General features: G+C 66.3%; 13 protein-coding genes. 12 read left to right on the top strand and 1 reads right to left on the bottom strand.

What is annotated here, in order from left to right:
- Positions 1-287: 287 nt before the first annotated feature.
- From WKW80_RS08955 to WKW80_RS08900, 12 genes are all read left to right on the top strand, one after another.
- A complete protein-coding gene (locus tag WKW80_RS08955; protein WP_340363220.1) occupies positions 288-833 on the top strand; it encodes a hypothetical protein in 546 nt (181 codons plus the stop codon).
- A gap of 9 nt (positions 834-842) precedes the next feature.
- Complete coding sequence (locus tag WKW80_RS08950; protein ID WP_340363219.1) at positions 843-1541, top strand: zinc ribbon domain-containing protein; 699 nt, start codon at positions 843-845, stop codon at positions 1539-1541.
- 229 nt (positions 1542-1770) lie between these two features.
- Positions 1771-2778, top strand: a complete 1008-nt coding sequence (locus WKW80_RS08945; protein WP_340363218.1) for a sugar ABC transporter substrate-binding protein — start codon at positions 1771-1773, stop codon at positions 2776-2778.
- A 48-nt stretch (positions 2779-2826) separates the two neighbouring features.
- Positions 2827-3789: an ABC transporter permease gene (locus tag WKW80_RS08940; RefSeq protein WP_340363513.1), complete on the top strand. Its 963-nt coding sequence runs from the start codon at positions 2827-2829 to the stop codon at positions 3787-3789.
- Between the two features lies 1 nt (position 3790).
- A complete protein-coding gene (locus WKW80_RS08935) occupies positions 3791-4594 on the top strand; it encodes an ATP-binding cassette domain-containing protein (RefSeq protein WP_340363217.1) in 804 nt (267 codons plus the stop codon).
- A gap of 24 nt (positions 4595-4618) precedes the next feature.
- Positions 4619-5074, top strand: coding sequence for an RbsD/FucU family protein (locus WKW80_RS08930; protein ID WP_340363216.1), 456 nt, complete (start codon positions 4619-4621; stop codon positions 5072-5074).
- The gene (locus WKW80_RS08925; protein ID WP_340363215.1) at positions 5071-6288 is read left to right on the top strand and encodes an ROK family transcriptional regulator; all 1218 of its coding nucleotides are present in this window, start codon (positions 5071-5073) and stop codon (positions 6286-6288) included. Before WKW80_RS08930 ends, WKW80_RS08925 begins: the two co-directional genes overlap by 4 nt.
- A gap of 93 nt (positions 6289-6381) precedes the next feature.
- Positions 6382-7392: an HlyD family secretion protein gene (locus WKW80_RS08920; RefSeq protein ID WP_340363214.1), complete on the top strand. Its 1011-nt coding sequence runs from the start codon at positions 6382-6384 to the stop codon at positions 7390-7392.
- Complete coding sequence (locus WKW80_RS08915; RefSeq protein WP_340363213.1) at positions 7389-9167, top strand: ATP-binding cassette domain-containing protein; 1779 nt, start codon at positions 7389-7391, stop codon at positions 9165-9167. Before WKW80_RS08920 ends, WKW80_RS08915 begins: the two co-directional genes overlap by 4 nt.
- On the top strand, positions 9164-10327 hold the full coding sequence (locus WKW80_RS08910; RefSeq protein WP_340363212.1) for an ABC transporter permease: 1164 nt from the start codon (positions 9164-9166) through the stop codon (positions 10325-10327). Before WKW80_RS08915 ends, WKW80_RS08910 begins: the two co-directional genes overlap by 4 nt.
- Before the next feature lie 164 nt (positions 10328-10491).
- Complete coding sequence (locus WKW80_RS08905) at positions 10492-11622, top strand: ABC transporter permease (protein WP_340363211.1); 1131 nt, start codon at positions 10492-10494, stop codon at positions 11620-11622.
- 15 nt (positions 11623-11637) lie between these two features.
- The gene (locus WKW80_RS08900; RefSeq protein WP_340363210.1) at positions 11638-13155 is read left to right on the top strand and encodes an efflux transporter outer membrane subunit; all 1518 of its coding nucleotides are present in this window, start codon (positions 11638-11640) and stop codon (positions 13153-13155) included.
- Positions 13156-13499: 344 nt separating this feature from the next.
- On the opposite strand, the gene WKW80_RS08895 is transcribed toward WKW80_RS08900, so the two are convergent.
- Positions 13500-15149: a hypothetical protein gene (locus WKW80_RS08895; protein ID WP_340363209.1), complete on the bottom strand. Its 1650-nt coding sequence runs from the start codon at positions 15147-15149 to the stop codon at positions 13500-13502.
- Positions 15150-15172 lie beyond the last annotated feature (23 nt).

Raw genomic sequence — 15172 nt, 5'->3', positions numbered from 1 at the left:
AGGAGCCTAATCATGTTGTTCAGCATCCGTGTCGAAACGGTCTGCGTCGCGGGCCCCGAACTGCGCTGGCGATGATCATGGCTGTCGTAATGTCCACCTCGTTGAACGCCGGACCGGCGATCGCCTTTGGCGACTTGCTGGACCTTGCCAGGTTCCACAAGGAATTCTTTCCCAATGAAATTTGCGACGTTTGCCAGACGATCAACCTGGGTTCGCGTCGCTTCTGCAAGGGATGCACTGGCAGGTTGCCAGCGTATTACGCCACGAGCGACGCCACGAGCGGCGCCGTGGCCGCATTGCAGCAGCCGGTGTCGCGCGCGCGGCTTCAGGCCCGGCGGCCACCGCTGGCATCGGCCTGCCTGGGTGCGCTGGTGCTCGTCGTGGCCGCCGCTGCCGGATTGCCGATGATCGCGTCGGCGCCGTCCTCCGACGCGCTGGCCCATGGGGACACGCTGACGCCACTCCCCGCCGTCGAATTGACGGAGCAGGCTGCTTCGACCGTGGTGGTTCAGGCGGAGCCGAACCGGGCTGCCATTCAGACGTCACCCGAGCCGAACGCGATCGCGCTCTACGATGAAGACGATTCCGAGGCGGCGCCGGATCGCTGGTCGAAGAAGGGCGGGGCGATTCGACGCACGGTGCGGCCGCAACACGTCTTGTCCGCCACCTCGGCCAGGGTGGCGAGATGCGAGGAGATGAACTTCCTTTCCCGCGCCGTGTGCATGAACCGCGAATGCGCGCAGCCCTCCGCGGTACACATGTCGTCCTGTGCGCAGGCGATTCGCCAGCGCCGGCTGGATGAAGCGCGGCGCAACCCGACTCAGGTCGGTTGAGCCGGGGACATGTCAACCGCTTGTCCAGCGTGCGGCACCGACAACCGTGACAACGCGATGTTCTGCCGTGGCTGCCTCGGCAAGCTGCCTGCGTTCCGCCCCACGGCGCCCTCGCTGCTGGAGACCCTGCCGCCGGCGCCCCCGGGTGAATCCGGCGCCCGCGGGCAGGCCGCTTCGCCGATCCAGTTCCTGGGCGCGGAAGTCATCGCCTCCTGGCTCTGTCTTGGCGTGTTGTTGCTGGTGAGCGCGCTGGGCCTCGTGGTTTGGCATGCGACGTCGGTGCGCGTGCCGCAGCCACTGCGTGCGGCCGCCCGCGTGCCGCCCGCCCCGTCCGTGGTCCCGCCGGCGCGATTGAACGAGGAAGTCGAGGTGCTGGCAGCTGCCCATTTGCGTGAGCCATCGCCACCCGAGGAATGGACTGCCACGACGCCGGACGCCGTGAGCATTCCGGTGGGTGGGCCGCCCGGCCGCGAGGGTCCCGCGATCGGGGCCCGCCCCGGCGCGGGCATGCCGGCGACCGCCGTCAACGTCGCCAAGGCGCGCAGGGAACACAAGGACCGCAAGCTGGTGCCGGTGGTCGCCCCGATGTCCGGTGCGCGCGCGGCATGCGACCGCTACAACCCGTACGGCGAAGTCCTGTGCACGCAGGGCGGATATCCATACCGATACGCGACCTGGTCGAAGCCACGCCGCTCCGGCTCGCGCTGATTCGCTCGGTCGTCCGAAGCGTGGCGCCGCGCATGGCGCGCGGCTTCGCCGGCTTTTTTTGCCTGCGCTCGGCGAGCCGTATCCGGGAAACTACTTAATAAATCTAATTGATTTATTAAGTCGACACGCCCACAATCCGACCACGCCGACAGGCATGAAGTCCTGACGGCGCAAGCCCCTCAAACCTTCCGCGGTCCTTGCGACCGCTCCACGCCACATGGAGACACTCATGCTGAAGACCCAGATCCGCACCGCCCTCACCATCACCGCTGGCCTCTGCGCCGCAGGCTTCGCTGTTGCGGCGGACCAGCCGGTGGTGGGCCTCATCACCAAGACGGACACCAATCCGTTCTTCGTCAAGATGAAGGAAGGTGCCCAGGCCGCGGCCAGCGCAAGCGGTGCCAAGCTGCTGAGCGCCGCGGGCAAGGCCGATGGCGACAACGCCGGCCAGGTGACGGCCATCGAGAACATGATTGCGGGCGGGGCCAAGACCATCCTCATCACGCCCAATGATTCGAAGGCCATCGTGCCGGCCATCAAGAAGGCGCAGGCGCAGGGCGTGATGTTCATCGCGCTCGACAGCCCTACCGACCCGGTCGACGCCGCAGACGCGCTCTTCGCCACCAACAACTACACGGCCGGCGAACTCATCGGCAAGTACGCCAAGGTCGCGATGGCCGGCAAGCCCGTCAAGATCGCCACGCTCGACCTGTTCCCGGGCCACCCGGTCGGCGCGCAACGCCATAACGGCTTCATGTCCGGCTTTGGCCTGAAGGCGCTCGATGCCAAGAGCAACGAACTCTCGAAAGATGCGGCGGTCGTCTGCATGGCCGACAGCTTCGGCGACCAGGCCAAGGGCCAGACGGCGATGGAAAACTGCCTGCAGAAGAACCCCGACATCAACCTCGTCTACACCATCAACGAGCCCGCCGCGGCCGGCGCCTTCCAGGCACTCAAGAACGCAGGCAAGGAGAAGGACGTGATGATCGTGTCGGTCGACGGCGGCTGCGCCGGCGTCAAGAACGTCAAGGCCGGCATGATCGCCGCCACCTCGCAGCAGTACCCGCTGAAGATGGCGTCGATGGGCGTCGAGGCTGGCGTTGCCTACGCCAAGACCGGCACCAAGGCCAAGGGCTACACCGACACCGGCGTCACGCTGATCACCGACAAGCCCATGACGGGCGTCGACAGCAAGGACACGAAGGTCGGAACGGACCTTTGCTGGGGCAACAAGTAAGGCAGGCACATCGTGTCCACCGCCGCCTCCAACACCTCGGGAACCTCCATGACAACCGGCAAGACATCGAAGCTGCCACCCATCTCGACGCTCGGTCCGCTGATCGCGCTGTTGATTGCAGTGGTCTTCTTCGCAACGCAAAGCGACCGATTCCTGTCGGTGCAGAACTTCTCGCTGATCCTGCAGCAGGTGATGGTGGTCGGCACGATCGCGATCGGCCAGACGCTGGTCATCCTCACCGCGGGCATCGACCTGAGTTGCGGCATGGTGATGTCGCTGGGTGGTATCGTGATGACCAAGCTGGCGGTGGCCAGTGGCATGAACGAGTACCTGGCCATCCTGTGCGGACTGCTCGCGTGCATGGCCTTCGGGCTGGTCAACGGCCTGCTGGTCACGCGGATCAAGCTGCCGCCGTTCATCGTGACGCTGGGTACGATGAACATCGCGTTCGCCATCACGCAGCTCTACTCGGGCGCGCAAACCATCACCGACCTGCCGCCCGCGATGACTTTTTTCGGCAATACCATTTCCCTGGGCGGCGCGGCCCTCAACTACGGCACGATCTTCATGATTGTGTTGTATGTCTTCATGTGGTGGGGCCTGCGTGACACGCAGCCGGGACGCCATGTCTACGCCGTGGGCAACAACCCCGAAGCGACGCGCCTCACCGGTATCGCCACCGACAAGGTGTTGCTGATGGTCTACGTGACGGCCGGCCTGTTCTACGGCGTTGCCGCGCTGCTGTCAGTGGCCCGCACCGGTGTCGGCGACCCCAACGCCGGGCAGACCGAGAACCTCGACGCGATCACCGCGGTGGTGCTCGGCGGCACCAGCCTCTTCGGCGGTCGCGGGATCATCCTGGGCAGCCTGCTGGGTGCAGTGATCGTGGGCGTGTTCCGCAACGGCCTGACGTTGATGGGCGTGGCCTCGGTCTACCAGGTTCTGATCACCGGTGTGCTCGTCATCCTCGCCGTCGCCACCGACCAACTTTCACGCAAGGGAGCACGTTGAAATGACCACGCCAGCACATTCCCACGCACCCTTCGTCATTGAAGCGAAGGGCCTGGTCAAGCGCTACGGCAACGTCACGGCCCTCGACGGCGCGGACTTCGAACTGCGCGCCGGCGAGATCATGGCAGTGATCGGCGACAACGGCGCCGGCAAGTCCTCGCTGATCAAGGCGCTGTCCGGCGCGACCATTCCCGACGAGGGCGAGGTCAAGCTCGACGGCAAGGTGATCCACTTCAAGTCGCCGATGGATGCGCGCCGCGAAGGCATCGAAACGGTGTATCAAGACCTGGCCGTGGCGCCCGCGATGACGATTTCCGAGAACCTCTTTCTGGGCCGCGAGATCATCAAGGATGGCTTCTTCTCCAAGCTGCTGCGCATCATCGACAAGAAGAAGATGCTCGATGAAAGCATCGCCCGCATGAACGACCTCAAGGTGGGGATCCGCTCGATGACGCAGGCCGTCGAAACCCTCTCCGGCGGGCAAAGGCAGTGCGTGGCGGTGGCACGCAGCGCGGCGTTCGCCAGGCACGTCGTGATCCTGGACGAGCCCACGGCGGCACTCGGCGTGAAGGAGGGCAACATGGTGCTCGAACTCATCCGCCGCGTGCGCGACAAGGGCCTGCCGGTGATCCTCATCAGCCACAACATGCCGCACGTCTTCGAGATTGCCGACCGCATCCACATCGCACGGCTGGGCAAGCGGGCCTGCATCGTCAACCCGAAGAACATCAGCATGAGCGACACGGTCGCGGTGATGACCGGCGCCATGCGCCCCGACGAGTTGCCGCAGCAGGCACTGGCCTGAGTCTCGCGATCAGGCGAAGCGATCATGCTGAAGAACATCGACCCGCTTCTCGCACCCGACCTGCTGAAGGTTCTGTGCGAGATGGGGCACGGTGACGAGATCGTGCTGGCCGACGCCAACTTCACCGCGCAATCGCTCGGCCGGGGCAAGCCGATCATCCGGCTTCCCGGCGTGGGCATGCGCGAGGCTTGCGCCGCCGTGTTGTCGGTGTTGCCGCTCGATGCCGCTGTCGCGCAGCCGGTCGCGTTCATGCAGGTCAGCGACACGCCAGAGGGCTATCGCACGGCCCTGCAGCGTGAAGTGATCGGGCAGATGTGTGCGCGCGGCGATGCGCAGCCCTCGCAGTGCGAAGCGGTGGAGCGCTTCGCCTTTTACGATCGCGTCGGGCGGGCCTACGCGATCGTGCAAACTGGAGAGATGCAGGCTTTTGCGAATTTCGTTTTCAAGAAGGGCGTGATTGCGCACGCCCTGGTGCCATGACCATTGCAGAAGCCACGCCGCGATTGCGCCCGCGCGGCTCCAACCAGGTCGGCATGCGCCAGTTCAACGAGCGCGTGGTGCTGCAGGCCATTCGCCTGCACGGCGCGTTGCCCAAGGCCGAGATCGCACGGGTCACCAACCTGACCGCACAGACGGTGCAGATCATCATCGCGCGGCTCGAAGCCGACGGCCTGGTGCTCAAGCATGCGCCGGTACGCGGCAAGATCGGCCAGCCCTCGATTCCGATGGCCCTGAACCCCGACGGCGCCTACTCGATCGGCATCAAGATCGGGCGGCGCAGCCTTGACGTGCTGCTGGTCGACTTCACCGCGCAGGTGCGGGAGCGGCTCACCCTCGACTATGAATATCCCGACCCCGACACGCTTTTCGACGAGATCCGCATGCGCCTTGGCGCGCTGCGCAAGTCGCTCGGCGCCAGGCGCGCGCAGTTGCTGCACGGCATCGGCATCGCGGCACCGCTGTCGCTCGGCGGCTGGCAATCGTTGCTCGGTGTCGCGCCAGAGCGGGCGGGCAAGTGGAGCAGCATCGACATCCAGGCCAAGGTTGCGGCCATGTCGTCATTGCCGGTGGAGGTCGTGAAGGACACGGCCGCTGCCTGCGTAGCCGAACTGGTGGCCGGGCGCGGGCGCAGCATCCGCAGCTTCCTCTACATCTACATCGACACCTTCATCGGCGGGGGCCTCGTCATCGACAGCCACCTGCGCCATGGCGTCACCGGCAATGCAGGTGCCGTGGGATCGATGCCGCTCGGCCTCGGCGGCGCCGACGGCGCGCCGCCGCGCCAGTTGCTGAGCGTGGCGTCGCTGTTCACATTGGAGGCGATGTACGCGAAGGCGGGGCTTGACGCGGGCGCCCTTGCCGACGAGCGTGCGCTTCAGTCGCCGTGGTTGCCTGTCACGCAGGCATGGATGCAGGATTCCGCATTGGCCATCGCGCTGGCGGTCGACAGCGCGGCCGCGCTGCTCGACCTCGACGGCGTGATCATCGATGGCTCGTTCACGCGCGAGATGCTGGCCGCCTTGCTGGCGGACGTCGGCAAGGCATTCGATCGCTACAGCTGGGAGGGCGTGACCCGGCCGCAGATCCTGGCCGGCGCCATTGGCGCCGACGCCCGTGCCATCGGCGGGGCGCTATTGCCGCTGTATGGAAATTTCGCGCCCGACCGGGATCTGTTCCTGAAGGTCGATCGGTAGTCTTTCGAACCCCGGCCCCGCCCTGCGCTGCCGTAGCTGCGCGGAACCGATGTAGTCCATACACTTCGGCCAGGTGTTCAAGACAATAAACCGATGACCAAAAAGCCCGTTCTTGCCGGTGCCGTCGTCCTGCTGGCAGCTGTCGCGATCTCGGTCTGGTACTTCGACCGAAAGCCGGCCGATGCCAATACGCTGGTGCTCTATGGCAATGTCGACCTGCGCCAGGTAGCGCTCGCCTTCAACGAGAACGAGCGCATCGCGACGCTCGGCGTGCAGGAGGGCGACCATGTCAAGGCGGGGCAGGTGCTCGGCGAACTCGACACGCGCACATTGCAATTGCGCATTGCGCAGGCCGAGGCGCAGATTCGCGTGCAGCAACAGGCGCTGCAGCGACTGAAGTCCGGCAGCCGTCCCGAAGAGATCGCCCAGTCGCGCGCCCAGGGCGATGCTGCCGCGGCGGACGCCGCCCTGGCCCAGCAGCAGCTCGATCGATTGCAGTCGATCCGCCAGACCACCTCGGGCCGGGCTGTCAGCCAGCAGGATCTCGACAATGCACTGGCCCGCCGCAAGGTGGCCGAAGCCCAGCTGGCAAGCGCGCGCAAGGCGCAGCAGTTGGTGGTGAGCGGGCCGCGCAAGGAGGACGTCGCGCAGGCGCAGGCACAGCTGGATGTGTCGGAGGCCGCACTGGCGTTGCTGCAGCACCAGTTGACCCAATCCGTACTCAAGGCGCCGATCGATGCCGTGGTGCGCGCGCGCCTGCTCGAGCCGGGTGACATGGCCTCTCCGCAACGGCCGGTGTTCACGCTGGCAATCACCGATCCCAAATGGGTCCGCGCCTATGTGGCCGAGCCCGACCTGGGACGCATCAAGCCGGGCATGCCGGCCACGCTGAGCACCGACAGCCACCCCGGCGAAGCGCTCGACGGAAAGATCGGCTACATCTCGTCGGTCGCCGAGTTCACGCCGAAGACCGTGCAGACCGAGGAACTGCGCAGCAGTCTGGTCTATGAAGTTCGCGTTCTCGTCGATGACACCAATGACCGGCTGCGCCTTGGCATGCCGGCGACGGTTCGCATCGCGTTGAATGCCGGGCCGAAGCCATGACGCACGGTGCGGCGCCGGCGTTGATTGCAGAAGGCCTGCGCAAGGTGTTTGCGACCAAGGGACGCGCCGCACCCAGCCAGGCGCTCGACGATCTGTCGATCACCGTTGCGGCGGGTGCGCTGACGGCGCTCGTGGGCCCGGACGGTTCGGGCAAGACAACCTTGCTGCGGCTGGCAGCAGGACTGTTGCGGGCAGACAGTGGCTCGCTCCATGTGCTGGGCATCGATGTCGCGAAGAGCCCGCAGGCGGTGCAGGACCGCATCAGCTACATGCCGCAGCGCTTCGGCCTCTACGAAGACCTGAGCGTGCAGGAGAACCTCGATTTGTACTCCGACCTGCACGGCGTTCCGGCGGACCTGCGGCGCGAGCGCTATGCACGGCTGCTCGAGATGACCGACCTCGGCCGCTTCACGAAGCGGCTGGCTGGCAAGCTCTCGGGCGGAATGAAGCAGAAGCTCGGCCTGGCCTGCACGCTGGTGCGCTCGCCGGAACTCCTGCTGCTCGATGAGCCCACCGTCGGTGTCGACCCGCTGTCGCGCCGCGAACTCTGGCAGATCGTGCAGCAACTCGTGGAGGCGCAACACCTGAGCGTGATCGTCAGCACCGCGTACCTCGACGAAGCCGAGCGCTGTGCGCAGGTCTTCGTGATGCGCGAAGCGAAGCTGGTTGCAAAGGGCACGCCAGCCCAGATCCGCGACAACGCAAAAGACCTGTGCTTCATCGCGAAGCCGGGGCAGGGCCTGCATGCGCGCACGTTGCAGGCGCGCCTGCTGGATGCGCCCGCTTGCATCATCGACGCCGTGCCGGAAGGCGGCGAAGTGCGCTTCATCCGAAGACCGCAGGCCGACATCCAGGACATTGCCGCGCTGCTTGGCGGCGCACCGATGGAGCCGGTGCCGGCGCGGCTCGAGGACGGCTTCATGGTGCTGCTGCGTTCGCAGGTTTCACCTTCCCGCGAGCCCGCGGCGCCGACCCCGGTTGCAGTGGCCGCGAACGAAGGCGAGGTCGTCATCGAAGTGAAGGACCTGGTTCGCAAGTTCGACGACTTCGTTGCCGTTGCGAGCACCAGCTTCGACGTCCGGCGCGGCGAGATCTTCGGCCTGCTCGGCCCCAACGGCGCCGGCAAGACGACCACGTTCCGCATGCTGTGCGGCCTGCTTCCCGCAAGCAGCGGCTTCCTGCAGGTGGCGGGCGTCAACCTGCGCCATGCACGCGCACAGGCGCGGGCGAAGATCGGCTACGTCTCGCAGAAGTTCGCGCTCTATGGCAACTTGACGGTGGCCGAGAACCTCTCGTTCTTCGGTGGTGCCTATGGCCTGCGTGGTGCGCGACTGCGACAGCGCATCGGGGCCGTGCTGAAGGAGTTCGAACTCGGCGGGCAGGAGGATGCGCCGAGCGGCCAGTTGCCGGGCGGCTTCAAGCAACGCCTGGCCATGGCGACGGGCCTCCTGCACGAGCCGGAGATCCTGTTCCTCGACGAACCCACCAGCGGTACCGATGCGCTCGCACGGCGCGAGTTCTGGCGTCGCATCACGGCGCTGGCGGCAGGCGGCGTCACCGTCATCATCACCACGCATTTCATGGAAGAGGCCGAGTACTGCGATCGCATCGTGATCCAGGATGCCGGCAAGCTGCTCGCCATCGGCACGCCGCACGAGGTGCGCGCCCGTGCCGCGAGTGCGCCGGGCCAGCGCCTCAACATGGAAGACGCATTCATCGGCATCGTCCAGCAGGCGCGGGACCACGACCGTGCGCCGGCCGTCGCAGCGGCATGAACACCTCCGGGCAACAACGCAAGTGGCAGGGAGGGCGCAGGCTCGTCGCGCTCACGCGCAAGGAGACTCGCCAACTGCTGCGCGACCCGAGCAGCCTCGCCATCGGCATCCTGCTGCCGATCGTCCTCATCCTGATCTTCGGCTACGGCCTGTCGCTCGACGTGAAGAACGCGCCGCTCGCGGTGGTGATGGAAGATAGCTCCCCCACTGCCATGCAGGCAGTCTCGGGCCTGCAGCTCACGCCCTATCTTTCGCCGATCGTCCTCGGCTCGATGCCTGAGGCCGAGGTATTGCTGCGCGAGCACAAGGTGGACGGCATCGTGCGCGTGCCGGGCGACTTTGCCAGCCGGCTGGGCGCTTCGAGTGCGCGCATCCAGGTCGTGGTCAATGGCGCGGACGCCGCGAAGGCCTCGATCATCATGCGCTATGCCACCGCGGCGCTGGGCCAGGCTTCGCTGCGACAGGGCGACCTCGACGGCGTGGCGGCCGGTGCGCCGAACCGATCGGGCATCGGCGCGGTCACCGTCGAGGAGCGCCTGTGGTTCAACAGCGCGAACACCAGCACGTGGTACCTGGTGCCGGGCTTGATCGTGCTGATCATGACGCTGGTGGGCGCCTTTCTCACGGCGCTGGTCATGGCGCGCGAATGGGAGCGCGGCACGCTCGAAGCGCTGTTCGTCACGCCGGTTCGGCCGGTCGAGATCCTCGTTGCCAAGATCCTTCCGTACTTCGGCATCGGCATGGCCGGCCTCGCGCTTTGCCTGCTGGCCTCGAAGTACCTTTTCGGGGTGCCCATGGTCGGATCGCTGGCGGTGCTGGTGCTGAGTTCGATGCTTTACCTCATCGTCGCGGTCGGCGTCGGGCTCGTCATCTCGTCGGTCACGCGCAACCAGTTCCTGGCGAGCCAGATCGCCTTGATCGCGACCTTCCTGCCCTCGCTCATGCTCTCCGGCTTTCTGTTCGACCTGCGCAACGTGCCGGCCGTTGTGCGATTCGTCGGCCAAGCCTTGCCCGCCACCTATTTCATGGAACTGATCCGCACGCTCTTCCTGGCCGGTGACATCTGGCCGCTGGTGTTCAGGAACTGCGCGATCCTTGCCGCCTACGCCGTGGTCCTGCTGAGCCTTGCGCGCTTCGTCACGCGCAAGCGCCTCGATTGAGACCAGGATGAAAACCCCCCGATGCGCCTGCGGCGCCTCCCCCTCCAGGGGGTGCACCCGGCGGCCCGGCAAAGCCGGTTCCGCGGGTGCCCACGAACGGAGTTCGCCGTGCTCGTGCTGGTTTCATGCGTCGCGCAAGACGCTCTGCGTCGTGGAGCACTGACGTGCAAAGCTCCCTCATCGACTTCGTGCTGCGTGTCGCCAACCTTTGCCGCAAGGAGTTGCTGGCGGTCCTCAAGGATCCGGCCACGCGCGTGATCCTCGTCGTGCCCGCGCTCATGCAGAGCCTGCTGTTCGGGTATGCCGCGACCTATGACCTGCAACGCATCGACTATGCGCTGCTCGACCAGAGCCACGGCGCGGCATCGTCGGCGTTGATCGCCAGGCTCGACGGCGCCGGGGTGTTCCGCCGCACCGCGACGCTGCGTTCACAAGCCGATATTGCCGCGCCGATCGATGCTGGCAAGGCGCTTCTGGTGGTCGGGATCGGTCCGCGCTTCGAGCAGCAACTCGAGGCCGGCGAGAACGCTCCGGTGCAACTCATCGTCGATGCGCGCAACTCCAACACCGCAGGCTCCGCCGTGGGCTATTTCGCCTCGGTGGTCGCCGCATTCAACGACGATTGGCGCCAGCGCCATGGCGGCGGACGGCCGGCCGTCACCGTGGATTCGCGCGCCTGGTACAACCCGAATCTCGAAACGCGCTGGAACTTCATGCCCGGCATGATCGCCGCGCTCAGCATGATCCAGACCTTGCTGCTGACCGCGCTGTCGGTCGCGCGCGAGCGGGAGCAGGGCACCTTCGACCAGTTGCTGGTGACGCCGCTGTCGCCCACCGAGATCATGATCGGCAAGGCCATCCCGCCGGTGATGATCGGGCTGGTGCAGTCCACCATCGTGCTGCTGGTCACGTCGCTCTGGTTCCGGATACCGATGGCGGGCTCGCTGTTCACGCTGTACGCCGGGCTTGTTTTCTTCACGGTGGCAAGCGTGGGCATCGGCCTGTCCATCTCCGCCGTGTCGGCCAGCATGCAGCAGGCCATGCTCTACACCTTCGTGCTGATCATGCCGATGATGCTGCTGTCGGGGCTGACCACGCCGATCAGCAACATGCCCGCGGCGCTACAGGTCGCCACGATGGCCAACCCGCTTCGCTTTGCGATCGACCTGGTGCAGCGCGTGTACCTCGAGGGCGTCGGCATGGGCACGGTGTGGCCGAACCTCGTTCCGCTCGCCGTCATCGCGGCCGTCACGCTTCCGCTGGCGGCATGGCTATTCCGCAACCGCCTTGTTTGAAGGAGGAGACACGTCATGAACTTCCCCCTGAATTCCGCCTTGTCGTTCGCGGCGATCGCATTCCTCGCCGGTTGCGCGGTCGGGCCCGATTTCCAGCCCACGACGCCGGAAGCGCCGGCTGATTTCGCGGCATGGCACGGCGGCTCGCCTGAACTCATCGGGCTACAGGGCGGGTCCGTGTCGGGAGCCGCGCCGTTCGGGTGGAGCGTGTTCGCGGATCCGGTGCTGGAGAGGCTGGAAGCGCGAGCGCTCGTTGCCAACAACGACCTGAAAACCGCGACCTTGCGATTCGCTCAGAGCCGCGTGCAAAGCAGCGTGGTCCGATCGCAGCAATGGCCCCGCGTCGACGCCGGCGCCGGCGTGCCTCGCCTGCGCGAGAGCGAAGACGGCGATTTCACCCGCTTGCTCGGTGCGCTGAATCCGGCCAATCGCGAGCAGTTGATCCAGGTCTTGAGCGAACCGCACTACCTTTACCAGGCGGGCTTCGACGCCTCGTGGGAGCTTGACCTGTGGGGCCGTGTGCGCCGATCGATCGAATCCGCCGACGCCGATGCAGCCGCGTCGCAGGCGATGCTCGCGCAGGTGCAATTGAGCGTGCAGGCCGAGCTCGCGCGCCACTACTTTCAACTGCGTTCGGCTCAGCGGCAGATCCGCATAGCGCGTGCGGATATCGCTGCCGGTGAAGAGACACGCAGCCTTGTCTCGGCGCGCGCCAACGGCGGCCTCACGACCGATCTCGACGTGACGCGCCAGGATGCGCAACTGGCCGACGTGCGGTCCCGCCTGCCGCAACTGCTCGCGCAGGAGGTGCTGGAAAGCAACCAGATCACGCTGCTGGTCGGCGAGCGGCCGGGTGCGCTCGCCGCGGAGCTAGCCGCGCCGCCCGACACCGCTGCCGCGCCCTTGCCCGATTTCTCCCTCGGCCTGCCTTCCGAGGTCGCGTTGCGCCGCCCCGACGTCCAGCGGGCCGCAGCGCAATTGCATGCCGCGACGGCAAGCGTCGGGGTTGCCGTGGCCGACCTGTATCCGCGCATCACGATCGGTGCGCACTTCGGGTTCGAGTCGGTCGATGCCAGCACCTTCGGCGAATGGGGCAGCCGGAAATGGTCGATTGGCCCGAGCCTGGAACTGCCGGTCTTCGACGGCGGTCGTCGGCGCGCCACCGTCACGGTGCGCACGCTGCAACAGCAAGAGGCCGCCGTGGCCTGGCAGCAGACCCTGCTCAAGGCCTGGCACGAGATCGACGATGCGCTGAGCGGCTACGCCGCCGAGCGGCAACGCAACGTGCAACTGGCGCAGAGGGAGCGCAGCAGCCGCGATGCCCTACAACTGGCGGGCGTGCGTTATGAGCACGGCCTGACGGACTTCCTCGTGCAACTCGACGCGCAACGCACCTTGTTGCAGGCACAGCGTGACTATGCGGAAAGCTCGGCGCGGCTGGCGATAGGACTGGTGTCGATCTCGAAGGCGCTGGCCTTGCCTTCGCAACTGCCCGCGGATGAAGTGCGAGTCGGCACCGCACTTGTTCGTTAGCTCCGTTCCATGGAGAGGCCCGCAGATGCTCCGGATCAGTTTTCCACCGCGTTATCGCGTGACCCGCGACGCGTGAAACCCAGGACGAGTACGGCGAAGTCTGTTCGTGGGCGCCCCCTCGAGGGGGAAGCGCCGCCGGCGCTTCGGGGGAAGGGCTCATCCTGGTCTGTTCGTGGGCACCCGCGGAACCGGCTTTGCCGGGCCGCCGGGTGCGCCCCCTCGAGGGGGGAGCGCCGCAGGCGCTTCGGGGGTGTTTGATTTCCCCCGCGGAACCGGCTTTGCCGGGCCGCCGGGTGCGCCCCCTCGAGGGGGAAGCGCCGCAGGCGCTTCGGGGGTGTTCGTTTTCATTCGGCCCCGGGCCTCCACACGTGTATCAGCGCCTTCAGCTTGCCGCCCAAGGTCAGCCGGTCATTCGACAACGCATCGAGAAAATCCGACAGCCGCTGCGACTTGACCATCGTGTAGACCGTGAGCCAGGTCGTCAGGCCGAACACCACGAAGAACCAGATCAGCTTGGTCATCAGCGGCGACTCGGCTTCGGCAAGCAGGTTCATGCCGAGGAAACCGGTCGTGATGGTGCCGATCAGGCCGAACAGCGTGACCACGGTGAGCCGCACCACGGTGTTGGCTTGGCGGCGCAGGCTGTCGGCGTCGAGGTAAGTGTTCATCTCGGCGATGCGGTCCTTGACCTCGTCGTAGAGCGGGTCGAGGCCGAGGTGCGTGGCGCACATGCGCGAAAGCGCGCGCACCTGCGCCTGCTCGGAGATCTCGTGGAACCAGTAGCGGTGCGTGAAGCGCAGGAAGCGTTCGAAGTTGTGCCGGATGGCGCGCTTGAACCGCTTCACGCTCGGCGTGTTGCGCACGTCGAGCTTGCCCAACGCCTCCACCAACTGGTCGGAGAACAGCAGCAGCGACGCCTTCTGGAAATGGCAGATCAGGAACAGCAGGAAGTGCTGGTGCCTGAACTGCGCCAGCACGCCGCGATCGCGGCAGCAGAAAAAATCGGAACGCGCGTCGCCCACCACCACCAGCGAATAGCCGCTGCACATGTAGCGCGTATTGGGCGCGCTGCCGCCGTCGACCCAGAAGCGGTCGTAGCAATACTTGCGCTCGAAGTCCTCCAGGTGCTGTTCGGCATAGGGCAGGGTCGCCTCGCTTTCGCCCACGCCGGTGACCAGGCCCAGGCGCACGTAGTCGCTGCGCGTGAGCAGGGTGGGGTCGCTGAGTGACAGGTAGGCCATCGTCGGCATACGGTAGTACTCGATCTGCCGGTAGCGCAGCCTGCCGGGCTCCCCGGAATGGTCGCTCACGAGCGGTTGCATCATGAAGGCCCAGTGCGCCGAGAAGCGCGGCGCGCGGTGCTCGGCAACGTGCTGCAGGAAAGCCTCGCGATTCTGAGCATCCGAGCACGACAACACGTTGCCGTCGGCCGCCAGCCATTCGATGCTGTGCAGGCAGTGCAGCGGCAAGCCGTTGGCATCCCAGCCGGCTGGAAAGGCACGGCCGAAGCGGTAGAGGACCTCCTGCGCCTGCGTGAGGAGAAGGTTGTCCACGCCGACTTCGATGTTGAGGATTACCACATCGAGGTCGAAGAAGAAGCACAGGTCCGCATGAACGACCTGCAGCGTCACCGGCGCGTCGCCGGGGCGCGTGACGAGGCGCACGGCCGCGATGTCATGGCGGCGGAAGACGCGCATGGGCGAGTCGCCGTCCTTGTCCACGGTGCCGCGCGCCCGGCCCTCGCCGTACAGGAAGCGCTGCACGTACGGCAGGAAGCTCACGAATTCGTTGTAGTGGCGCTCATGGAAGCGGCTGCTGTCGCCGGTGTATTCGTCGACCTCTTCCTTCCAGGGTGACTTGTCGCCCAGTTCGCGCAGCACCTGCCAGGGGCTGGCATTGCCGCTTTTCGCGTCGGGGATCGGCATGAGGCGCAGCGGCCAGAGCAGGGTCTGGCGAAGATGCCGGACTTCGGGCGGCGAGTGGGTAGGGGACATGGCCTCAGTGTAGGCAGGGACTT

It is taken from the genome of Variovorax humicola (assembly GCF_037889915.1).
Taxonomy (GTDB): Bacteria; Pseudomonadota; Gammaproteobacteria; order Burkholderiales; family Burkholderiaceae_C; genus Variovorax; species Variovorax humicola.
Note: the sequence above shows the minus strand (reverse complement) of the source record. Positions and strands in the feature narration are given on the sequence as shown.